Raw genomic sequence first — 22,731 nt, 5'->3', positions numbered from 1 at the left:
CTGTATCCTTGCCATAAGTTTTTTAACCTTATCTTACTTTATAATTTCTTTGATACTTAAACCATCTATGTATTATGATAGTGCTATTGGTTTCAATACAATGAAATCAATGCTAGCTGGTGCACCATTTAATTATACCAGTACAGTTAATTTAAGTTCGATAGATACTAACCAAATGACATATAATAGTACGTGGGCACCTGGACAATATTTAGTGCCTATGTTATTCATTAAATACTTTGGATTAAACATTGGGGAAAGCATTGGAGTTACAAATTTTTTGATGAGTTTGTTAGGATTGTTTGGTTTTTACTATCTATTTCTTGCCCTTAAATTTGACCGAACCGTAATTTTAACCACATTGTTGATAATTGTTTGTCAACGATTTTATTCAATTTCTTACAGTTTATATAATGGTGGTGAAACCATTCTTTTCGGCATCTTACCCTGGATATTATTAGTCCTAGTATCGCTTAAATATAATCGCGTTGTTGATTTTTTCTATTTTATTCTATTGTGCTACATTGGCTTCCTCAGCAAATTTTCTTTTATAATTATAGCCTTAGCATTAACTGTATTTTTAATAATCCGTAACTTAAAATCGATTCAGAAAGTTTTATCAAGTGATGTAATAATATTTGCCGTAAAACATGGTTTAGTGTTTATAGTATTTTTCGCAGTTTGTTATTTTACTTTTATTAATGAAGGTTTATACAATCAGCAAACATTTAACTTCAGTTTTAGCTTAACTAATTCTATTTTTGTACTGGCCGAGCCTTTGGGTTCAATTCTTTCTATTGATGACATTTATCAGAGATTGTTTGAGTTCCCCGGTTATAACATTCCTGAAAGTAAGCTATCGATCATTAAGCCTGTATATTACTTAATAATCGCACTAATTTCTATTTTGAGTGTGCAAAAAATTTTAAAGCTTAAAATTAGTCAGGATTACAAAGCTTTATTAGTTTCATTTCTGATGATATTTACTTGTGTGTTTTTAATATTTTACAATAAAAAAGACATTACCAGCTCTATGGAAATGAGGCATTTTAGAAGCGTTGGATTTTTAATTTTACCTGGTGTAATCGACTACTTGAAGGAAAGTCGAAAAACACTATTTGGCTATGTACTTATATCTACAATATTTGTAAGTTGTTTATATGGGATAACCTCCTTTCTACAGCGAGAGATTGGTCTTCAAAAAAATTCATATATCAGCGATAGTGGATTCAGGCTCGCTATAATTGATAAACCAACATTAACGTTTTTAAAACAGTTAGATAAAAATAACACTGTTGCAACTTTAATATACCTTCCTGATGCAGCTGCAGCTTTAGAATTTAATAATTCAAGAATCTTAATTTCACAAGCAGATTTCGAACCGCTACAAGGACTACAAGAAAAACATTATTTAGGAAAAGTACCAAAACTTTATATTGCTTTACAATCCAGATTTGAAAAAAATGGTAAACAAAAAGCAATTTTGGGCTCATTTAGAAATTATCAGCATTTTAAAACCATATTTAAAAATGAAGAGTTTACAGTATTTGAAGGCTTAAATTAAATGTCGATTCAAAAAATAACATTAGTTAGCAACAGTCATTTAACTTCGAATCCCAGACTGGTTAAAGAAGCCGAAACACTTGATGAAGCTGGGTTTACAGTAAGCGTAATTTTTTTACAACATATAGCAGAACTTGAAATTTTTGATGAAGAAATTATTGAAAAGCTTGCGAAAGTTAAGTTCTACGCAATAAATTTTGGAGGTAAAGATTTATCAACGAGATACTTGAATTGTAAAAGGTTGTTGCGTAAATTTTGGCTAAAGGTTAATCCAACAAGTAAACTACGCGAAAATCTGTTCTTTCCTGAATTTAAAAAGATAATTAGTAAGAATAACTCAGATTTATACATCGGTCATACTTTACTAGCCTTACCAGTAGTAGCATGGGCTGCAAAGCAGCAGAAAACAAGATTCGCTTTCGATGCAGAAGATTACCACAGAGCAGAAAGTACCGATAAAACTCAAAATGAGTTTGCAGAAGCTATTGAAAATAAGTATTTAGCAGATGCTGAATACGTAAGCACAGCTAGTAAATTCATAAGCGGTGCTTATTTGAAGCACTTTAAATTTAAAAAGATTATAACGTTAAATAACTTTTTTAAATACGAAGAATTAAATCTGTACAAAGATGCAGAGAATTTGAAGCCAATTAAAATTGTTTGGTTTTCTCAAACGATTGGCTTAAACAGAGGCTTGAAGGAATTTATTGAAAAACTAGTTCTGCTAGACTCTGATTTATTTGAATTGCATTTACGAGGTACGAATGATGAATTTATTCGCTCACGTTTATTAGATAATGTTTCTGCAGACTGGATGGATAAAATATTTTTTTATGGACAGTGTTCTCCGAACGAACTAGATGTATGGTTGCGGAACTTCGATATTGGCTTGGCTTTGGAATTAACGGTTCCAGTTAATCGCGATATTTGCATAACCAATAAAATATTTCAATATTTTAACGCAGGCTTGGCAGTGGTTGCAACACCAACAACGGGACAAAAATCGGTAACTGAACAAGCCGAAGATGCCTGCACGCTATTTACGGCTAACTCAGACCTAAATAAGCTTAAAAGCTGGACTGAAAATAGAGAAAAATTAGAATACGCTAAAACCGTTGCCAGAATTGCTGCGAAAGAAATATTCGACTGGACAATTGAGAAGAAAAAATTAATTGAAATGATAAAACAAATTAAAATTGACTAAAATTTCAGATATAAATACTCTGAATAATGCGCTAATTCACTCTACACCTAGTGTTGGAAAATTTAGTACAGAAACTTTAAAAGCTTACGATGAATCTGGCGCTTTAAAATATATGTTCACCACATTGGTAGTTCATCCAGAAAATATAGCTGTTAAATACCTTACTAAAATCTTTCCATTTGTAAAAGCAAAACTTAAGAACAGATATTTTTCAGAAATTCCCTTAAAAAAAATAAAGCTCTATCCTTACAAAGAACTTTGCAGATTATTTGCTGTAAAGTTTTTGAATTTGACAGCTGCAGATTCGGTTTGGGAATGGGCCGAACTAAGCTTCGATAAATGGGTATCAAACAAACTGGATAAAGATGTGAGAATCGTTCATTGTTATGAACATGCAGCACTTTTAACTTTTAAAAAAGCACAAAAATCTGGTTGTTTCAAAATTTTAGAGCAAGTGAGCCAACACCATACTTATTACGGGAAGATGGCATCAGAGCAATTTAAACTTTATCCAAGTCTTCGCTCTAGATACAACGAAAAAATTTCATTGAAAGGTTTACATAAAAGAAATCAAAGAAAAGATGAAGAGTATGATTTAGCCGACCTGATCATCTGTAATTCTACTTTTACTATGAAAACGCTGATTGATGCTGGAATCGAGCATAAGAAAATTTTGAAAATACCGCTTGCCTATCCTGAGGTTTCAGAAAATAAAGTACAGAAGAAAAAAACACACGATTTTACATTCATGTATGCTGGTTCTCTTAGTTTAACTAAAGGAACTCATATACTGCTGGAAATTTGGTTAAAATATTTCTCCGACAAACAAAACATTCGGCTTATTTTAGCTGGAAGTAACTCTTTACCAAAAGAATTTACAGAAGATCTGCCGAAAAATGTAGAATTGATGGGGTTTTTAAATAAAAAAGAATTAGATAACTTATATAATCAGGCAGATCTTTTAGTTTTCCCAACTTTGGCAGATGGTTTTGGCATGGTCATTACTGAAGCTATGGCGAAGGGCTTACCAGTATTAACCACTAACAATTCTGCCGGAAACGATTTAATAGATGATGGCAAAGACGGATTTATTGTAGATGCGGGAAATCTTGATGCGCTTGCAGAAAAAATGTGTTGGATAGTAAAAAATAGATCTATTTTAGACGATATGAGTAAATTAATTATTGAGAAAGCAAGAAAATATCAATGGTCGGATTACAGAAAATTATTAATTGCAGAAGTTGAAAAAAGGTATTTAGAGTTCCATTCTGATAAAGTAGCAATATAGCCCAACTGCAAGTTTTGAAATTAGTTCTAATAATATCTCCTTATTTCCCACCTGTTAATGCTGTAGACATGCAACGCATAAGAATGAGCTTACCTTATTTTGAAAAGTTAGGATGGAAAGCAGAAATTGTTTGCGTAGATGAGCAATATACAGATCTACAAAAGGAAAATCTTTTTAGCAATACAATTCCCGATAACATTAAAATCCATAAGGTCAAGGCTTTTCCAAAGTATATAACTATGAAATTTGGTTTGGGAAGTATCGCACTTCGCTCCCTGTGGTATTTTAAACTAAAGGTTGGCCAATTATTAAAAAACAATCATTATGATCTAATTTATTTCTCAACCACACAATATCCTGTTTGTATTCTAGGCCCTTTTTGGAAAAAAAAATTTAAGATACCTTATGTTATAGACTTACAAGACCCTTGGCATACAGAATACTATGAGGACAAACCTAAATCTGATAGACCAAAAAAATATTGGTTCTCTTACCGATTAAATAAATTTCTTGAACCAATTGCCCTGAAAAATGTGGCCGGAATAATCTCTGTTTCTCAGGGTTATATTGATGAAATTAAACATAGATATTCTTCTTTAGAGAAAGTAGAATCAAAAGTTATACCTTTCAGTGCTGAGATTAAAGACTTTCAAATAGCAGATGTTATAGAGGATACCAACTACTTTAAGGATGAAAAAAAAATAAGAATATTATATGCTGGAGTCGTTGGTAATATTATGGTTTCAAGTATCACTAAAGTGCTTACTGCTTTTAAAGCTTTACCAAGCGAATGGAGAGAAAATGTTGTTTTATATTTTCTAGGTACCAGTTACGCACCAAAAGGTACCGGAGAAAAATCTGTACTACCCATCGCTACAGAACTAGGCATAGATAAATCCGTTGTTGAAGTTACTGATAGACTAAGTTATTTTAATACTTTAAGACACCTAAGATTGAGTGATGGATTGTTAATTGTTGGTTCGGATGAGGCTAACTATATTCCTTCTAAAATTTATACTTATATTTTAGCAAATAAACCTATGCTTTCTTTATTACATAAGACAAGTCCGGGAAACCATATTTTAGCAGAATATTCTTCGATTTATCGAACTTATTTAAGTGATAGCCAGGCGCAGATAAACTCTGCGTTATATGATTTTGTCAATACTATTTTTGATAAGAAGATTTCATGCAACCACACTATTAAATTTACAGCAGAGCTTATGGCAAAACAGCAAGTTGAGTTCTTTAATTCAATTATATGTTAAGTGCCCTTAAACGAACGTTCGGATTTATTCATAAGCATCCACTTGCTAAAAGAAACTTATATCGTGCCTACTCCAATTTTATAAAATGGCAAATTATCTCTAGGTTAAATAAGGGTTTGGTAAAAATGCCTTTTATCGCGAATGTTTCATTCTATGCCAAAAAAAGACTTACCGGTATTACTGGAAATATTTATACCGGCTTACATGAATTTAATGATATGGGATTTCTTTTGCATTTTTTAAGAAAGGATGATTCGTTTTATGATATTGGCGCAAATGTTGGTTCATATACTCTATTGGCGACAGGAGTTTGCAATGCTCGAACGGTAGCTTTTGAACCAGTTAAAGAAACATTTGAAATTCTATCAAAGAACATTGAGCTGAACAACCTTCAAAACTTAGTTTCATTAGAAAACAAAGGTGTTGCAGACAAATCGGGTGAGCTTCTCTTTTCAACTGATAATGACACCACCAATCATGTATTGAATTCAGATGAGCCCAAAGAAAACAGTGTCAGCATTACTGTAGTTAACTTAGACTCATACTGCAAGCAATATGTTCCAAACTTAATTAAAATTGATGTTGAAGGATATGAAGCACAAGTTCTAGATGGAGCAAAAGAATTGCTATCCAACTCAAATCTTAAAGCCATTATCATCGAAATCATTGGTGGTGCCAATTTTTACGGTTCAAGCAATATGGCTGTACACAAAATATTGCTTGATTATAATTTCAAATCTTATAATTATGACCCTTTCACAAGGGATTTAACACAAAGCGATCCTAACTTGGAATCAAATACAATTTACATTAAAGATATTGATTTTGTTAAGCAAAGATTATCATCAGCAAACAACTTTAAAGTTTTCAATGAAAGCATTTAGTTTACCAACAATAGAATGTTTTATTAATTTTTGATATTTGAAAAAGTTAGCCATTATCTCTACCCACCCTATTCAATATTATGCTCCCGTTTTTAAGCTTTTGGCTGAGCAATGTAAATTGAAGGTTTTTTACACAGCAGGGATAGAGAATGCTAAAGAGACAATAGATAATGGGTTTAAGAAAAAAATAACATGGGATATTCCATTATTGGATGGTTACGAATATGAATTTTTGGAGAACAAAGCGAAAGAGAAGGGAACACATCACTACAGTGGTATTAAAAATCCTGATATTATTGAAAAAATAAGTGAAAATAATCCAGATGCCATATTAGTTTATGGTTGGCCTTATTCAAGTCATCTAAAAGTTTTGCGATATTTCAAAGGTAAAATACCCATTTACTTTAGGGGCGATAGTCATTTATTAGATTCAAAACCGGTCTGGAAAAAATTGGCTCGAAAAGCCTTATTAACTTGGGTATATAGTTATGTCGATAAGGCATTTTATGTAGGCAAAGCAAATAAGGTTTATTTTAAGGAGTTTGGATTAAAGGAAGAACAACTTGTATTCGCACCTCATGCTGTAGATAATGAACGATTTTCGGAAGATAGAAGTAATGAGGTTAAGCACTTAAGAGAAAGCCTTTACTTAACCTCCAATGACAAATTAATACTATTTGCAGGTAAGTTGGAGGAAAAGAAATCACCGCAATTATTACTTAATGCGTTTTTGGATTTGAATTTGGAAAATACACATTTATTGTTTGTGGGTAGTGGGGAGTCGGAAGAAAACTTAAAGTTAAAAGTGGAAAAGATCCTTCGGCAAGCTAAGGATGACATTCATAGAAGAATTCATTTTATGGACTTCCAAAATCAAAGTTATATGCCTGTAATTTATCAGGCCTGTGATTTATTTTGTTTACCCTCAAAAGGACCAAATGAAACCTGGGGTTTAGCGGTAAATGAAGCTATGGCAGCCGGGAAAGGAATATTAGTTTCAGATAAAGTTGGGTGTAGTCAAGATATTATTACTGAGCATAACGGATATATCTTTGAAAATGAAAATATTTTATCTTTTAAACAGGGCCTAAAAAGTTTGTTGTATAGAAATTTACACGAAATGGGGCAATCTTCTGAAAAGATAATTTGTAAATGGACCTTTGAAGACCAAGTAAAAAAAATTATTAAAGAACTGAATCATGAATGATATTACTGTAATTCTGCCGGTACATAATGGTCAACAGTATTTAGAAGAATCGATACTCTCTGTTCTATCTCAAAGCAGCCAAGCATTTGACTTTATCATTTGTGATGATTTTTCTAGCGATTCCAGTAAGAATATCATTCAAGGTATACAGGAAAAATACCCAGACAGAATAAAATTTATTAAGAATACTAGAAATTTGGGGCTTTTTGCAACATTAAATATACTAATAAATACTTCTTTAACAAATTTAATTCATATTTGGGCACAAGATGATATCATGAAATCAGATTGCCTAGTAAATTGCATTCAATTTCATAAAAAACACCCCAATTTGGGTATGAGTTATCATTCAGTTGAATATATTGATGAAAATAATAATATTATAGAAAATCACTTGATAGATAATACGCCTGAAATCATCCCATTAAATTTATATTTAAACATAAGTGTAAGATATGGATGTATTACAGACAATATATCTACTGTAACACTCAATAAAGCCATTATTGAAAAAACGGATTTATTCAGGACAGATCTTAAAGTCAGCGGTGATTTTGAGTTCTGGACAAGAATAGCTGAGATGTCATCAATTGGAAGAATAGATAGAAAACTAATTTATTTGAGAAGGCATTCAAATCAATTAAGTAGAAATTTCAAGAGCATTTATCCTAGAATCGTTGAAGATATAAGCATTCATAAAAAAATAATTAGCTTGATGACTGGTAATGAAAAAAATAAAGGGAGAAAATTTTATTTATTTAAAACCCAAACGAGTTATTTCAATGATTTCTTATTCCTAATTTCTAAAAAAGAATATCAGGAAGCCAAAAAGACATATAAATCCTTATCAGCAGAGACTAACATCATTTTTTTATTATTTAGATGGCTAATTTTTACAGTTAGTAGAAAATTAAAAATTGAAAAGTTGCTGCTAAAAGTTACCATAGCATAATCTAAAAATGTTTAAGCAAGCTATAGAATTAGGAAGTTTAAAAATTGGAATTGGGGTAATATTGGCTTTATCATTGTTTACGATAAACCCAACGGCTACATTTTTTGCGATACTTTTTATTCCGTTTGCTGCTAAGTTACTTTGGCGAAAGAACGAACCGCCCATTTTGTTTTTCGCTTTGATGATGCAATGGTCGCAGATTTGTTTAAAAGTATTCTATGCAGATTACCTTTATAAAGATTTTGGTGATTTGTTTACCTATTATCAAAATATAGATAAAGCCTATTATTACAGTTTAATCTCACTCTATGTTATCAGCATAGGAATTTTTATGGTTACCCAAAAAATACCTCAATTGGAACGAGCTGATTTAAAAAAACAACTTGAAAATTATAATTTAAAAAAAATAGTTACCCTTTACCTAGGTGCAGTAATTCTTACTCCTTTTCTTATTTACTTTTCCCATGCTTTGCCTGGATTACAACAGTTTTTTATTAAAGTGCAAGATCTTAAATGGGCTATTTTCTTTTTCTTTTTTACTTATTATTTTTTATTCGATAAAAATAAAAAATTGTTCTATACCATCTTAACTACTGAAATTATCTTCAGCTTAACTGGCTATTTCAGTTCTTTTAAAGATTTTTTCATTATTGCCATTGTACTATATGTATTTGTCAAAAGGGCATATACCTATCTTAATTATGCTTTATTTGGCTTGTTAATTGTCCTACTATTCAATTTGATGATCGTTTGGCAGTACGTAAAACCTGAGTATCGAAAATATTTATCGGGTGGGGAAAGTGCTCAGATTGTAACCGTTTCAAAAACTGAAGCTCTTGAGAAGTTATATGATTTGACACGCAATGCGGAAAAGCTCAAATACGAGGACGGCATTACTAATTTATTAGATCGCCTTACTTATATTGATATCTTTTCGGCTTCTACCTCGTTCGTTCCTCTTAATCGACCGCATGAACATGGAAGATTGTGGTTAGACGCCTTCAAAAGAGTTTTGATGCCACGTATTTTATTTCCAGAAAAGACAGTAATTGATGATACGGAGAAAACAATAACCTACACTGGGGTAGGTTTCGCCGGGGCAAGCTCAGGTACTTCTGTTAGCCTGGGTTACGTTACAGAAAGTTATATTGATTTTGGTTTCCCTGGAATGCTTGTACCCCTTTTGCTTTGGGGAGTTATTATAGGTTTATGTTATAAGTTTATTTTGCTAAAATCATACAATAAAATATGGGGATTTGCTTTTCTGGTTCCGTTTATATTTCAAATTAATCTTTTTGAAACCGCTTTGGATAAGCTTGTAGGTAGTTTCTTTGCCTTCTTCTTAATTTACATCTTCCTGAATAAATTCGTAATTAAGCGATTAGATAACTATTTAAAAAATTGAAAACCCTCCACATTTCTGCTTCCTATAAACCGGCTTACATTTATGGTGGGCCGATTATGTCGGTTGCGAAGTTGTGTGAAGCGTTAGTGAGGAGCAAGGAGCAAGGATTAAAGAGCAAAGAGCAGGGAGCCGAACTTGATCGGTTAAAGTCCCTCGACTCTGCTCAGGATGACATGATGCGAAGAGCGGAAAGCTTAAGGACTAAAGCTGAAAACGAAAAGTTTAAAGTGGAAAGTGAAAGGCTTAAGCTTGAGGTTTTAACAACAACCGCTAATGGTAAAATTGAATTAGATGTGGAAGTTGGTCAGTCGATAGCTGTTGATGGTGTGCATGTTAAGTATTTTAAACGTTGGACCAAGGATCACAGTCATTTTTCGCCTGGCTTGTTGTGGGGTTTATACCGGATGCTTCGACAGGCTCAGCATGACAACTTAATTATACACATCCACGCCTGGTGGAATTTGGTTTCGGTGCTGAGTTGTTTGGTTGCAAAGTGGTATAACGTTCCTGTTGTATTATCGCCAAGGGGGATGTTAACGGGCTACACTCAAAATAGTAGAAATTCATTTCCAAAACGATTTTTGCACCTATTGATTGGTAAAAGACTATTAAGTTACAGCCATATTCATGCAACAAGTGAACAGGAAAAGTTAGAAGTGCTTAAAATCGTATCGCCAAAAAGTATTACCGTTATCCCTAATTTGGTGAGTGTTGGGCAGAGGGCGGAGAGTGGAGAGCAGGGAACAAAGAATAAAGAGCAAGGAACAAAGAGCGAGGAGCTTTGCGAAGGGGAAAGCTTAGAGACTAAAGCAGTAAGCGACGTAGGAAGTAGTACTTTCAGGTTATTATTTTTATCTCGTATTGAGCAGAAGAAAGGTTTAGAACTTTTATTTGAAGCGCTATCGACAATCAGTTTGAACTATCAGTTAACTATTGCTGGAAGTGGACACGAAAAATATGTGGAAAGCTTAAAGGCGAAAGTGGAAAGCTTAAAGCTTAGCGGACAGATTGATTGGCTTGGGCAGGTTAATAATGAGGAAAAATTTTCGCTATTGGCCAGACATGATTTACTCGTACTTCCCTCCTACAATGAAAACTTTGCCAATGTGGTTATAGAAAGTTTGAGTGTTGGAACACCAGTTTTGGTGAGTGAAAATGTAGGGCTTGCGGCTTATGTTAAATCAAATGATTTTGGATGGGTTTGCACTTTAAATAGTTTCGATATTAAAGAAAAGATTGCTACAGCCTATCAAAACAAATTAAAAAGAGATTTTATCAGGCAAGAAGCGCCAAACATTATACTTAATGATTTTAATGATGAGGTGTTGGCTGAGCGGTATATGGAACTTTATCGGAATGTCCTTCGACTCCGCTCAGGAGGACAACCCTAAATATCTGGAATTTTGATGATGAGGTGTTGGCTGAGCGGTATCTGGAACTTTACCGAAATGTCCTTCGACTCCGCTCAGGAGGACAACCCTAAATATCTGGAATTTTGATGATGAGGAGTTGGCTGAGTGGTATCTGGAACTTTATCGGATGTCCTTGGAATCCGCTCAGGAGGACAACCCTAAATATCTGGAATTTTGATGATGAGGAGTTGGCTGAGGGGTATATGCAACTTTATCGAAATATGTCCTTGGAATCCGCTCAGGAGGACAGCTCTAAACACTTGGAATGATGTAGTTGAGTGCTTTCGACAAGCTCAAAATGACAAAGTTGGCGACAATCGACTCCGGTCAGCGTGACACTATGAATAAAAATTTCAGTTTTATTGTTCTTACCTATAATGAAGAAATTCATTTGCCGAGACTTTTAAAATCTATTAGGGATTTAAATGCTCCGTTATTTATCCTGGATAGTGGAAGTACCGACAGCACCCTTAAAATTGCAGCAGAATTTCAGGCTGAGGTTAAGGTTAATACGTTTGTTAATCATCCTAAACAATGGGATTTTGCATTAAAAAACTTCGACATACAAACGCCCTGGATAATTGGTTTGGATGCAGATCAAATCGTTACACCTGAACTTTTTAAGCTTTTAGCTCATTTTAAAGATGAAGATTATAATTGTATTAATAGCATTTATTTCAACAGGAAAAATTATTTTAGAGGTAAGTGGATAAGATTTGGGGGCTATTACCCTTTTTATCTTTTAAAGATGTTCAGAAATGGTGTAGGTTTTTCTGATTTAAATGAGAATATGGATCACCGATTTATCGTTCCCGGCAAAACCAAAATTTGGAAAGAGGGCTTTCTTCTGGAAGATAATTTAAAGGAATATGATACGGACTTCTGGTTCAAAAAGCACGAAAGGTACAGCGATTTAATTGCTGAAGAGGAAATCGAACGCCAACACAACATCAGAAATCAAACGATTAAGCCTTCACTTTTAGGCAGCCCCGATGAGCAAAGGGCCTGGTTTAAAAACATCTGGTGGAAATTGCCATTAGGTTTTCGTCCGTATTTATACTTTTTATACAGAATGCTGTTTAAGTTTGGTATTTTTGAAGGAAGAAAAGGCATATATTTTCATTATCTGCAAGGCTTTTGGTTTAGGATGCAGGTTGATAAAAAAATTAAAGCCTTAAAAATTGCTGAACAACACAAAACCAAACAAAACAGATAGTTACTCGAATATGAACGAAATCGAAGTTAAAGCAGCTAAGAAACAAGCCGATAGAAAGGCCATTAAGTTTATCCTGTCGTTATTCATTCTTTATATATTATTTAGTCAAGGCAATTTATATATGAACAGCGTAATGAGTCCGGGCGGTAAATACTATAATGCTTTCATCGCTGAAAATTTTGATTATATACAAGGCTTAAAAAATGCACTCATCATTCCGGCGGTTTGGATAATTAAACTTTTTGGTTTTTACGCCATACACAATGAAATGGATGTAATGGTGGTTAATGGTCCTTTACTCCGTATTAATTATTCTTGCCTGGGCTTAGGTGTAATGAGTTTTTTAGCGGCTTTCGTTTTATCATTTCCTGCAAGTTGGAAAGAAACGTTTAAGATGTTGATTTTAGGCATTATTACAATATACATTTTAAACATTATGCGCATTGCCGGTTTAGGATTATTGTTCGGTTTTTTTCAAAGCCAAAGAAACTACTTTGAATATCACCATGAAATTTTTAACGTGATTGTGTACATCATTATATTTGTGATTCTCTTCTTCTGGATTAGAAAAAACACAAAAGGCAATAAACTAAAGGCTACTGTTCCAGGCAGCAAATAAATCCATCAAATAAAACAGATTAACAACGTGTATATTTTAGGCATAAATGCATATCATGGCGATTCTTCGGCATGCATTTATAAGGATGGGGTAATTATTGCAGCATCAGAAGAAGAACGTTTCAGGCGAATAAAGCACTGGGCGGGCTTCCCTTCGCTTGCCATTAAATTTTGTTTGCAAGAAGCCGGAATCGATATCCGGATGGTTGATCATATTGCCATTTCGAGAGACCCAAAAGCAAACTTTGGCAATAAGGTTTTAATGGCAATAAAAAACAGATTAAGCCTTAAAAACATTGCGGATAGGTTGCGTAATCTTCAAAAAGCAAAAAGCATTCAGGAGGAGTTTATCAATCATTTCGATTTAAAACCTGGCGAATTAAGAGCACAAATACACAATGTGGAGCATCACCGTTCGCACTTAGCCAGTGCCTTTTTTGCTTCACCATTTAATGAGTCAGCCATTTTAAGTATCGATGGTTTTGGTGACTTTACCAGTACCATGACTGCTACAGGGAAGGATAATCAGATTGATGTTCTGAATTCGGTTAGTTATCCGCACTCACTTGGATTGTTCTATACAGCTTTAACCCAATATCTTGGCTTTCCTCATTATGGAGATGAATATAAAGTAATGGGACTTGCGCCCTATGGCGAAGCAAAATATGAAGCTGAGGTTCAAAAATTGGTGCATTTAAAACCGAATGGATTATTTGAACTCGATTTAGCTTATTTCAATCATACCAAAAAAGGGGTGCAAATGGTTTGGGAAAATGGCATTCCATCAATGGAAAATGTATTTTCTGATAAACTAATAGAATTGCTCGGTCCGGTAAGAAAGACAGAAGAAGAACTCCATCAAAAACATAAAGATATTGCAGCAAGTGTTCAGAAGGTTGCGGAAAACGTTTTGTATCATGTTTTAAATCATTTGCAAGAATCAACCCAGCTCGATTCAATTTGCATTGCCGGAGGTGTAGCGCAAAATTCTGTTGCCAACGGCAAGATTAAATTATTTACCAAGTTTAAAAATATTTATATACCGCCAGCCGGACACGATGCAGGCACGGCAATTGGCGCTGCATTGTGGATTTATAATCAAGTGCTTGGCTCTCCAAGAACGGAGGCTATGCAACACGGTTACTTTGGCAGTACTTACACTAATGAATACATTGAAAACCTATTGCAGGAGCGGAGAATAACATATTTAAAACCAGCAGAAGAAGAATTCTATGCATCTGTAACCAATTGTTTAATGAATAATGGCGTTGTGGGTTGGTTTCAAGGTCGGGCTGAATTTGGTCCAAGGGCTTTGGGGAATCGCTCAATTTTAGCCGACCCAAGAAATGATGCTGCGAAAGAGTTGTTAAATACAAAAATCAAACGCAGAGAATCTTTCAGACCATTTGCGCCATCCATTTTAAAGGAATTTGTTCCTGATTATTTTGAACAAAGTGATGAAGTGCCGTTTATGGAGAAAGTTTTCAAAATAAAAGCGGAGAAGAGAGCTGAAATTCCGGCTGTTACACATTTGGATGGAACAGGAAGATTGCAATCGGTTACAGCCAGATATAACCAGAAATACCACAAACTAATTAGTCATTTTTATAAGGAAACAGGTACACCGATTTTGTTAAATACCTCATTTAACGAAAATGAGCCAATTGTAAATGCGCCTGAAGAAGCATTGGATTGTTTCTTAAGAACAAAAATGGATATGTTAGTGATGGAAGATATCATCATTATAAGGCAATAAATATTGCTAAAAATCAAAAATACAGGCCGCTTTTGCGGCTTTTTTATTTTACAAAAAACCTAATTATTGTTTCATTCTGTAAACACCTTATCAGAATGTTTTTTGTTAAATTTTACTAAAAGTTTATCAATAATGTAGCTTTAATTCATTTTAATGCACTATCTTGGAGGCAGCGCTTATGTATTTTCTCAATTTTTTAGTTAGCATTACTTGTTTTTTTCTTCTACTTTTTTCGGTACATCTTTTTTTTGCAAAAAAGGGCAACCGAACGAATAACATTTTGCTGTCTATTGTTTTCTTTACCAGATTTGGGCAAATACTAAATTCAATAGTTATCACGGCAGGTCATGAACAGATTTTAGCCGTCCTTTTTCAAATATTAACGCCGCTATATTTTGCAGCGCCAGCTTGTTTTTATTTATATGTTACAGGGGTTTTAACCGATAGAAAAGGAATTACAAAAACTCAGTGGCTTCATTTTTTGCCAGCGCTATTGGCAATTATACACGTAATCCCATGGCCAGGCGTCCCGCAACTAGATTGGTCATTAATTTCAGACCAACTTGCAAAAAACGGATATTTAACTTTAACGGCGAGAAACGGATTATTTCCAGGTTATTTTCATAATTTGGGTAGAACTGCATTGATGTTGCTTTATCTATTTCTTTGCTGGCGGGCTGTGCTAAAATCTGGCATTATTAAAACCTACAAACAAGAAGATTTAGGGAGAGATTGGGTATTGTTTATACTTGGCGTAGCTTCCTTATTTCAAATTATAGGATTATCGCCCATTATTTATCTTTCACTAAATATTCCTTTAAATCATACTTCATTCATCATCTTCAACTGTGTTGCATTATTATTGATTTTATCCTATGCTTTACACAAACCCAAGCTTTTTTACGGTTACTTATTAGTTGCCACTACGTGGGAAGGAAAATCTTATCTGGTACCAACCATAACAGACGAACCTATTGTTATTCAAGAAGCAGCGCCCATAGAAGAACAAGTTTCGCCAAATAAAAAAAGAAATAATCTTTCCGATGAACAACTATCCTCCTATTCTTTACTTATCACTAAAGCTATGGAAGAAGAACAGTTATACTTAAAATCTGATTTACAAATAATTGATTTGGCAACTAAACTTAATATTCCGGTTCACCATTGTTCTTATGTTTTAAACAAGCAAATTGGAAAGAATTTCAGAGATTGGATTAATGCTTACCGAGTTGAATATTTTCTAAAAGCTTATCCTTTGAAGGGTTCGAGAATGACTATAGAAGCCATTGCACAAGAATCGGGCTTTAAAAATCTGGCAACTTTTTACAATGCCTTTAAAAAGGAAAAAGGCTCTTTACCAAGCAGTTATTTTAATCAGGAACCTTAAACAAGCACTTTTAGGAATATAAATTCGTCTAACCGTTGAATCGTTAGGGCTTATCGAGCCTTAATTTTGGTTGGTTTGGAATAATCGCAGATACCTTTGGTTTAAGAAAAAAATCCTAATCAGATATTTTTCTACATAAGCATACATCTCTAAATTATCCCGAACCAAAATGATAAAAGATTCAGAAAATCCTTTATTTATCCAACCGCTTTTTAACTTCCTGGAGCAGTTTCATCCCCTATCCGAAAGTTTTATTCATTACCATATGAAAACCTGTAGGTATATACACATTAAGAAGAATAAATTTATTCTTTCTCCGATGGAAAATAATAATTCCGTTTACTTCCTGGTAAAAGGTTTAGTTAGGGGATTTATAAAAGAAGGACCTAAAGACATTAGCACCTGGTTTGGTTTTGATAATGAAATGATAACCGCCATCCGTAAACCAGAACAAAATACTAAGCCATCTTACGAATATGTGCAGGCATTGGAGGATAGCGAGTTAATTGCCATTCCTTATCAAAATATAGATTTCTTATCACATTTGGATGAAACGAATCTTATCAGTAGAAAATTATTCGAATTGCAATACCATGCTGCAGCAGAACGTGCCATTTTAGCTAGAATTCCATCTGCAATGGGCAGGTATTTAAAACTCGAAAACACACAATTAAACAGCAACAGAATACCGCTTCGTTATTTGGCCAGTTATTTGGGCATGCGATTAGAAACGCTCAGTAGAATCCGTTCTAAATCATTGCAACTATCTAACGCCAGTTAAATAAAATTTATTTTTCTCAAAACAGATTAATGCGTTTTTTTTCGTAAATTAAACTAACCAAGTTTAATTGTTATGGGCGCAATAAAAAAAATACAGAATTGGGGCGATAGTCACCACCCTGCATGGATCGATGTTTTCAGAATTATTTTAGGTTTAGTACTGGTTTGGAAAGGTATCGCTTTCTGGATAAATCTTGATGCCTTTAACGCTTTAATGCGGGGAGCGCATTTGGGTGCTGCGGTTTCCATTAGTTTATTTGCCCATTTAATTATCTTAATGCATATTATTGGTGGCTTAGCCATAACGTTAGGCACTTACACCCGAACGTTTTGTCTACTAAATTTGCCAATTCTTGTAGGCGCAACATTTTTCATCAATTTATCGCATGGGATATTTAAACCATATAGCGAATTTTGGCTATCGCTTATTGTTTTGATAGCACTTATTTGCTTTCTGATTGAGGGAAATGGAATCCTTTCTGTAGATAAAACGCAAGGCGATGCAAACCTCAATAAACCATAATCTTTAATCAGAAAAATCTCTATTTCTCATGATTTATGCAAGCTTAAATGCAATTTGATGCTGATGGGCAATTATTAATTATATATTTGCTTTACGCCTCAATAATATTCTGGCTGATAATAACTTATTAAGCATAAATAAATCAATGCACGAAAAAATATCGATTAAAGATATCGCAAACCGTGTGGGTACTTCAACAACCACCGTATCATTTGTTTTAAATGGCAAAGCAAAAGAAAAACACATCAGTGCCAGCATTACTGAAAAAGTATTAAGCGTTGTGGCCGAATTAGGCTATCAGCCCAACTCCATTGCCCGCAGTTTGAGAACAGGTAAATCAAAAATTATAGGTTTTCTGGTTGATGATATTTCAAAACCATTCTTTTCTGGCCTTGCCAGCGTAATTGACCATACTGCTTCTGCGCATGGTTATAAAATCATATTCAGCAGTACCGGAAATGATAAGAAAAGAATTAATGAAATTTTAAGCATGTTTAAGGAAAGACATGTTGATGGTTACATTATTGCCACCGCAGAAGGATTGGAGGAAGAAATTGGCGAGCTTGTTAATGGTAAAACGCCCGTTGTGCTTTTCGACAGGTATTTACCGGAGCTAAAAGCCGATTATATCCTTACTGATAACCATTTGGCAACCTACAACGCCGCAAAGCATTTATTAGATAAAGGTTTTAAGAACACTGGATTTATAACCATTGATACACAGCAACAGCAAATGATAGATCGTTTGAACGGTTATGGCGCTGCAATGGTACAATCTGGCAATAAACAGAATGTTCTAAAGATTAAATACACTAACTCTGAAGAAGCTACAGAAAATATCAAAACTTTTTTAGAGCAAAACCCAGAATTAGATTCAGTTATTTTTTCGACCAATTATTTAACTATGGATGGACTTAAGTTATCCAGAATTGGCAAAGAGCAGTTAATCAGCTCAAGGGCGGTTATTTCTTTTGATGATTTTGAATTACTTGAATTTATAAAACCATCCATCACTGCAATTGAACAGCCTATTCAACAATTGGGGGAGAAAATTGTTAAAATGCTGCTAAAAAAATTAAATGGGGAAACTAAACCAGCTGAACATGATATTTTCAAAATTGAAGCAAAACTAAATGTTAGGCAATCAACATCCCAAACAATATTAAAATAAGGGCCCTGTTTATTTAAGTTTAATAGAATTTCTGATAACTAGATCTATTAACCTGAAAACAGGTGTAATTAATTGTAGGCATAACCATGAAATATATTTTAGGAATTGATATTGGTACGGGAAGTACAAAGGCGGTGGCACTAGACCTAAACTTTCGACCGATTAGTACAAGTCAGCACCACTACCCCACTCAATCCGTAAAAACAGGTTATAGCGAGCAAGATCCTGAAATGATTTGGCAAGCTTTTTTAAATTGTATATCAGACTTAAAGGAAGAATTAAAAGCAGAACCCATTTCGATAGGTTTAAGTAGTGCAATGCATAGCCTAATTATGGTTGATTCAGTGGGTTTACCTTTAGCGCCTATGCAAACCTGGGCAGATAACCGCAGCGCAGAAATTGCCGATAAATTGCTCAATGGTGATGAAGGCTTACAACTTTATGCATTAACCGGAACGCCAATACATCCAATGTCGCCATTGTGCAAAATATTTTGGTTGAAAGAAAACGAGCCGGTATTATTTAGCAAAACCCACAAGTTCATCTCCATAAAAGAATACATCTGGTTTAAACTTTTTGGCGAATATATTATCGATTATTCCATCGCTTCCTGCACCGGATTATTCGACATCAACAGCTTAAAATGGAATGAGCAGGCTTTAGCATTGTGCAACCTCAGTCACTCCAATTTATCAAAACCAGTTTCTACTTCCTATAGCAACATCAAACTGTTGCCAAAACATCAATCCCTACTTAAACAAACAAGTTTTGTAATTGGCGCAAGCGATGGCTGCCTCGCCAATTTAGGTAGCGAAGCAATATTTGAAGGTACAGCAGCATTAACCATCGGTACATCGGGTGCATTACGTGTTGCCAGTGCCAAGCCGATTGTGAATAAAAAGGCCATGACGTTCAACTACATCTTGGATGATAAAACCTTTATCTGTGGAGGGCCTATTAATAATGGCGGTTTGGCCTTGCAGTGGCTGATGAAAAATGTATTCGGAAAAAATGAATTAACAAGCGATGATTATACAAACCTATTTAAGCAAATTGAAACCACTAACATTGGTAGCAATGGCTTAATTTTCCTTCCTTATTTAACCGGAGAGCGAGCGCCAATCTGGAACAGTAAAGCATCTGGAACATTTATAGGTTTAAGTAACCAGCATGAGCAAAAGCATTTGGCAAGAGCACTTATAGAAGGTATTTGTTTTTCTTTATATGATGTACTCGCCGAAATGGAAATTGGTGGTGCAAATATTAAAAGCATTCATGCCAGTGGTGGTTTTGTACACTCAAAAGTTTGGATGCAAATTTTAGCTGATGTGACTGGTAAAGAGATTTTGCTGATTACTGAAGAAGATGCCTCAGCAGTTGGTGCTGCTTACCTTGCTGCTAAAGCTATTGGTCTTGTGGAATCCTATCCATTAGGCAAGAATGAAACATTTAATATGGTTAAACCGAACCCTGCGAACCATATTTTCTATAAACAAAGATTTACCATATACAAAAAAGCATATATTAATTTGAAAGAATGTATGCAGGAAATCAACCAACCATAAATCCATAATTATGTCTCTACTCATTGTTCTTCTTGGTATACTGCTGCTTTTTATCCTGATAATTAAAAAACTAAACCCAATGATAGCGCTTTTATTAGTAGCTATAATAACGGGTTTGTTTTTAGGGATGCCAGCTGCTAAAGTGATGAGTGCGGTGAGCAATGGGATTGGCAGTACACTTGGTGGAATGGTTATGGTACTCGCTTTGGGCGCCATGATGGGCAAATTAATTGAAGATAGTGGTGCTGCCCGTAAAATTGTTTTTATTTTAATTAAAGCCTTCGGACAAAAAAATATTCAATGGGCGGTATTAATTACAGGCTTGCTTGTCGGGATTCCACTTTTTTACAATGCGGGTTTTGTGGTGTTGATACCGCTTGTTTTTGCGATTGCAAGTGCAACAGGTTTACCAAAACTTTATATCGGTATTCCAATGGCGGCGGCTCTTTCAGTAACGCATGGCTTTTTACCGCCTCATCCAGGTCCGGTATCACTAGCTGCAATTTTTAAGGCTGATGTTGGCAAAACCTTAATTTATGGTTTGATGTTAAGCATACCGATTGCAATAATTGCAGGGGTTTATTTCCCTCGTTTAATTATTAAAAAACCTGTTGGTAGCGATTCAATGCAGTTTACCATTGCTGAAGATGAAAGTTTACCTTCGGGAGGAAAAAGCTTTTTTACGGCTCTGCTCCCTGTTTTTTTAATCGTTGCCGGTACAATTGGAACGGCTATTTCGCAACCTTATTTGTTAAAACCGATATTTTTCTTCCTTGCCGACCCAACTGCCGCATTGCTTGTTGCAGTTTTGATAACGGTTATGGTTCAAAATAACCCAATTGCCAAAGCTATGGAATCATGTATTGAGGGTGTAAAAAGTATTGCCATGATTATTCTGATTATTGCGGCAGGCGGTGCTTTTAAACAAATTCTGGTTGATAGCGGTGTTGGTGAAACCGTTAAATTACTTACGATGGGTTTAAGTTTATCGCCATTATTTTTAGCCTGGCTAATCACCGCTGCTTTAAGGGTTACATTGGGTTCAGCAACAGTTGCCGCCCTAACTGCATCAGGAATTGTACTCCCATTAATCGGTACAGGTGCCTCTCCCGAACTTATGGTTTTAGCCGTTGGTGCAGGCAGTTTAATGTTTTCTCATGTAAACGATACCGGATTCTGGATGTTTAAAGAATACTTCAACCTAAATTTAAAGCAAACGTTTAAAACCTGGACCATGATGGAAACCATTGTTTCTGTACTTGGTTTAGTAGGCGTTTTGCTGATTAATAATTTCGTTTAATTTTTACACCAAAGGAATGGTAACTTCAAAATTGGTACCCCAACCTTCCTGCGATTCGATTTGAATATCGCCATTTAAACTTCTAATATTTTCTACAACCATAGGAAGGCCTAGACCATAACCACGCTCGCCTTTAGTTCCAGGTGTGGTTTCTAAATTTCCATTCAGTATTTTCTGTACTGCAGCTTCGTTTAAACCATTCCCATTGTCAGAAACATTCAGTTTTAGGGTTTTTGAGTTGTCTTTAATCTCCATTTCAAGTTTAACCGTAACGGTTCCGTAATCAGAACTAAACTTAATCGCATTAGATATCAGGTTTCCTGCAATTTGCAACATTTTACTTTTGGCAAATAAAACTTTAGTGTTTTGATTGCCTATGGTAACCTTGAAAAAGATATTTTTTGCCTTTGCCTGCGGCAGATACAGTTTTTCCAACTTATCCTTAAAAACGATTAAATCAAAGTCATTGTCTTTAGGGAATTTCTCCCGGTTCAGGATTTCCTCTGAAAGCGATAGAACAGCTTTTGTTGTCTTATCAATCATTTCGATGTAATCGAGAATATCTTCAGGCTTTGCCTTATTCATTTTTTTACGAATGATGTCTACAATACCTGTAATACCCGATAAAGGCCCTCTAATATCATGAGCTGTTTTACGCTGATCGTTTTTATATTCGTCTAATTCTGTTTTTATACTGTGCAGAATTTGCAGGTTAATCAATTTATCAACTACTTCATTCGCAATAAGCTTGAGCAGTTCGATCTTCTCTTCATTAAGCTTTTTAGTTTTGGTATCTAAAACACATAATGCACCAATATTGTAACCATTTGGCGTAGTAAGTGGTACACCAAAATAATACCTTAGGTTTAGGGGATTTCCTACATAAAAGAAATTTTTAAGGCGGTCATCCTGTGTTAAATCATTAACCTCAAAATGGCCATCTTCCATAATGGTATATTGGCAAATGGATTCCTCCCTCGGCATTTGTTCTATATCAATTCCATAATGCGATATCGACCATTGCGTAAAGGAATCTATTAAGTTTACTAAAGATATTTCTGTACCAGCAATTTTAGCTGCAAGGGCAGTTAAATGCTTAAAATCGTTCTGGAGGTCAGTATAATCAGGGTCAAATTCTATTAAATCAGCTAACCTATCAACTTCATTCTCGGGGATCGGGCGGATGTGTTCTGTAACGGGAGTCATGTATAATATTAAAAGTACCGAGCGTA

General features: G+C 34.6%; 19 protein-coding genes. 18 read left to right on the top strand and 1 reads right to left on the bottom strand.

The window, feature by feature from the left end; translation table 11 throughout:
• Positions 1-100 precede the first annotated feature (100 nt).
• The 18 genes from R2Q16_RS06990 to R2Q16_RS06905 all read left to right on the top strand — a co-directional run bounded on the left by R2Q16_RS06990 (position 101) and on the right by R2Q16_RS06905 (position 21,499).
• The gene (locus R2Q16_RS06990) at positions 101-1,564 is read left to right on the top strand and encodes a hypothetical protein (RefSeq protein ID WP_316736063.1); all 1,464 of its coding nucleotides are present in this window, start codon (positions 101-103) and stop codon (positions 1,562-1,564) included.
• Positions 1,565-2,767 (top strand): hypothetical protein, encoded by a 1,203-nt coding sequence (locus R2Q16_RS06985; RefSeq protein WP_316736062.1) that lies wholly within the window; start codon positions 1,565-1,567, stop codon positions 2,765-2,767.
• Positions 2,760-4,055 carry a glycosyltransferase family 4 protein gene (locus tag R2Q16_RS06980; protein WP_316736061.1) on the top strand — a complete coding sequence of 432 codons (1,296 nt, stop codon included), beginning with the start codon at positions 2,760-2,762 and terminating at the stop codon, positions 4,053-4,055. The genes R2Q16_RS06985 and R2Q16_RS06980 overlap by 8 nt, the downstream gene beginning before the upstream one ends.
• A gap of 14 nt (positions 4,056-4,069) precedes the next feature.
• Positions 4,070-5,323 (top strand): hypothetical protein, encoded by a 1,254-nt coding sequence (locus R2Q16_RS06975; RefSeq protein ID WP_316736059.1) that lies wholly within the window; start codon positions 4,070-4,072, stop codon positions 5,321-5,323.
• Positions 5,317-6,207 carry an FkbM family methyltransferase gene (locus tag R2Q16_RS06970; RefSeq protein WP_316736058.1) on the top strand — a complete coding sequence of 297 codons (891 nt, stop codon included), beginning with the start codon at positions 5,317-5,319 and terminating at the stop codon, positions 6,205-6,207. The genes R2Q16_RS06975 and R2Q16_RS06970 overlap by 7 nt, the downstream gene beginning before the upstream one ends.
• Positions 6,208-6,244: 37 nt before the next feature.
• The gene (locus R2Q16_RS06965) at positions 6,245-7,414 is read left to right on the top strand and encodes a glycosyltransferase family 4 protein (protein ID WP_316736057.1); all 1,170 of its coding nucleotides are present in this window, start codon (positions 6,245-6,247) and stop codon (positions 7,412-7,414) included.
• The gene (locus R2Q16_RS06960) at positions 7,407-8,366 is read left to right on the top strand and encodes a glycosyltransferase (RefSeq protein WP_316736055.1); all 960 of its coding nucleotides are present in this window, start codon (positions 7,407-7,409) and stop codon (positions 8,364-8,366) included. The genes R2Q16_RS06965 and R2Q16_RS06960 overlap by 8 nt, the downstream gene beginning before the upstream one ends.
• Before the next feature lie 7 nt (positions 8,367-8,373).
• A complete protein-coding gene (locus R2Q16_RS06955) occupies positions 8,374-9,771 on the top strand; it encodes a hypothetical protein (protein WP_316736054.1) in 1,398 nt (465 codons plus the stop codon).
• A complete protein-coding gene (locus R2Q16_RS06950) occupies positions 9,768-11,162 on the top strand; it encodes an XrtY-associated glycosyltransferase XYAG1 (RefSeq protein ID WP_316736052.1) in 1,395 nt (464 codons plus the stop codon). The genes R2Q16_RS06955 and R2Q16_RS06950 overlap by 4 nt, the downstream gene beginning before the upstream one ends.
• A 361-nt stretch (positions 11,163-11,523) precedes the next feature.
• Positions 11,524-12,399 (top strand): glycosyltransferase family 2 protein, encoded by an 876-nt coding sequence (locus R2Q16_RS06945; protein WP_316736050.1) that lies wholly within the window; start codon positions 11,524-11,526, stop codon positions 12,397-12,399.
• 10 nt (positions 12,400-12,409) lie between these two features.
• Positions 12,410-13,018 (top strand): exosortase Y, encoded by a 609-nt coding sequence (gene xrtY, locus R2Q16_RS06940; RefSeq protein ID WP_316736049.1) that lies wholly within the window; start codon positions 12,410-12,412, stop codon positions 13,016-13,018.
• Positions 13,019-13,045: 27 nt separating this feature from the next.
• Positions 13,046-14,773, top strand: coding sequence for a carbamoyltransferase (locus R2Q16_RS06935; protein WP_316736048.1), 1,728 nt, complete (start codon positions 13,046-13,048; stop codon positions 14,771-14,773).
• 280 nt (positions 14,774-15,053) lie between these two features.
• Positions 15,054-16,160 (top strand): helix-turn-helix domain-containing protein, encoded by a 1,107-nt coding sequence (locus tag R2Q16_RS06930; protein ID WP_316736047.1) that lies wholly within the window; start codon positions 15,054-15,056, stop codon positions 16,158-16,160.
• Positions 16,161-16,329: 169 nt separating this feature from the next.
• Positions 16,330-16,941, top strand: a complete 612-nt coding sequence (locus tag R2Q16_RS06925) for a Crp/Fnr family transcriptional regulator (protein ID WP_316736046.1) — start codon at positions 16,330-16,332, stop codon at positions 16,939-16,941.
• A gap of 72 nt (positions 16,942-17,013) precedes the next feature.
• Complete coding sequence (locus R2Q16_RS06920) at positions 17,014-17,463, top strand: DoxX family protein (RefSeq protein WP_316736045.1); 450 nt, start codon at positions 17,014-17,016, stop codon at positions 17,461-17,463.
• A 145-nt stretch (positions 17,464-17,608) separates the two neighbouring features.
• Entirely contained in the window at positions 17,609-18,634 is a 1,026-nt protein-coding gene (locus tag R2Q16_RS06915; RefSeq protein WP_316736044.1) for a LacI family DNA-binding transcriptional regulator, read from the top strand.
• Positions 18,635-18,720: 86 nt separating this feature from the next.
• Positions 18,721-20,199, top strand: a complete 1,479-nt coding sequence (locus R2Q16_RS06910) for a gluconokinase (protein WP_316736043.1) — start codon at positions 18,721-18,723, stop codon at positions 20,197-20,199.
• Positions 20,200-20,209: 10 nt separating this feature from the next.
• Positions 20,210-21,499, top strand: a complete 1,290-nt coding sequence (locus R2Q16_RS06905; RefSeq protein WP_316736042.1) for a gluconate:H+ symporter — start codon at positions 20,210-20,212, stop codon at positions 21,497-21,499.
• A 3-nt stretch (positions 21,500-21,502) separates the two neighbouring features.
• Here the strand turns inward: R2Q16_RS06905 and R2Q16_RS06900 are convergent, their stop codons facing one another.
• Positions 21,503-22,705, bottom strand: a complete 1,203-nt coding sequence (locus tag R2Q16_RS06900) for a GAF domain-containing sensor histidine kinase (protein ID WP_316736040.1) — start codon at positions 22,703-22,705, stop codon at positions 21,503-21,505.
• Positions 22,706-22,731: the final 26 nt, after the last annotated feature.

This window comes from Pedobacter aquatilis (assembly GCF_032678425.1).
Lineage (GTDB): Bacteria > Bacteroidota > Bacteroidia > Sphingobacteriales > Sphingobacteriaceae > Pedobacter > Pedobacter aquatilis_B.
The sequence above is the reverse complement of the archived record's forward strand: the minus strand, read 5'-3'. Positions and strand labels throughout refer to the sequence as shown.

What these genes read in the sequence shown, in the direction of transcription:
- R2Q16_RS06910 (WP_316736043.1), top strand. Translation starts at nt 18,721, where the DNA reads ATGAAATATATTTTAGGAATTGATATTGGTACGGGAAGTACAAAGGCG.
- R2Q16_RS06920 (WP_316736045.1), top strand. Translation starts at nt 17,014, where the DNA reads ATGGGCGCAATAAAAAAAATACAGAATTGGGGCGATAGTCACCACCCT.
- R2Q16_RS06915 (WP_316736044.1), top strand. Translation starts at nt 17,609, where the DNA reads ATGCACGAAAAAATATCGATTAAAGATATCGCAAACCGTGTGGGTACT.
- R2Q16_RS06970 (WP_316736058.1), top strand. Translation starts at nt 5,317, where the DNA reads ATGTTAAGTGCCCTTAAACGAACGTTCGGATTTATTCATAAGCATCCA.
- R2Q16_RS06990 (WP_316736063.1), top strand. Translation starts at nt 101, where the DNA reads ATGAAATCAATGCTAGCTGGTGCACCATTTAATTATACCAGTACAGTT.
- xrtY (WP_316736049.1), top strand. Translation starts at nt 12,410, where the DNA reads ATGAACGAAATCGAAGTTAAAGCAGCTAAGAAACAAGCCGATAGAAAG.
- R2Q16_RS06985 (WP_316736062.1), top strand. Translation starts at nt 1,565, where the DNA reads ATGTCGATTCAAAAAATAACATTAGTTAGCAACAGTCATTTAACTTCG.
- R2Q16_RS06925 (WP_316736046.1), top strand. Translation starts at nt 16,330, where the DNA reads ATGATAAAAGATTCAGAAAATCCTTTATTTATCCAACCGCTTTTTAAC.
- R2Q16_RS06905 (WP_316736042.1), top strand. Translation starts at nt 20,210, where the DNA reads ATGTCTCTACTCATTGTTCTTCTTGGTATACTGCTGCTTTTTATCCTG.
- R2Q16_RS06945 (WP_316736050.1), top strand. Translation starts at nt 11,524, where the DNA reads ATGAATAAAAATTTCAGTTTTATTGTTCTTACCTATAATGAAGAAATT.
- R2Q16_RS06960 (WP_316736055.1), top strand. Translation starts at nt 7,407, where the DNA reads ATGAATGATATTACTGTAATTCTGCCGGTACATAATGGTCAACAGTAT.
- R2Q16_RS06900 (WP_316736040.1), bottom strand. Translation starts at nt 22,705, where the DNA reads ATGACTCCCGTTACAGAACACATCCGCCCGATCCCCGAGAATGAAGTT.
- R2Q16_RS06955 (WP_316736054.1), top strand. Translation starts at nt 8,374, where the DNA reads ATGTTTAAGCAAGCTATAGAATTAGGAAGTTTAAAAATTGGAATTGGG.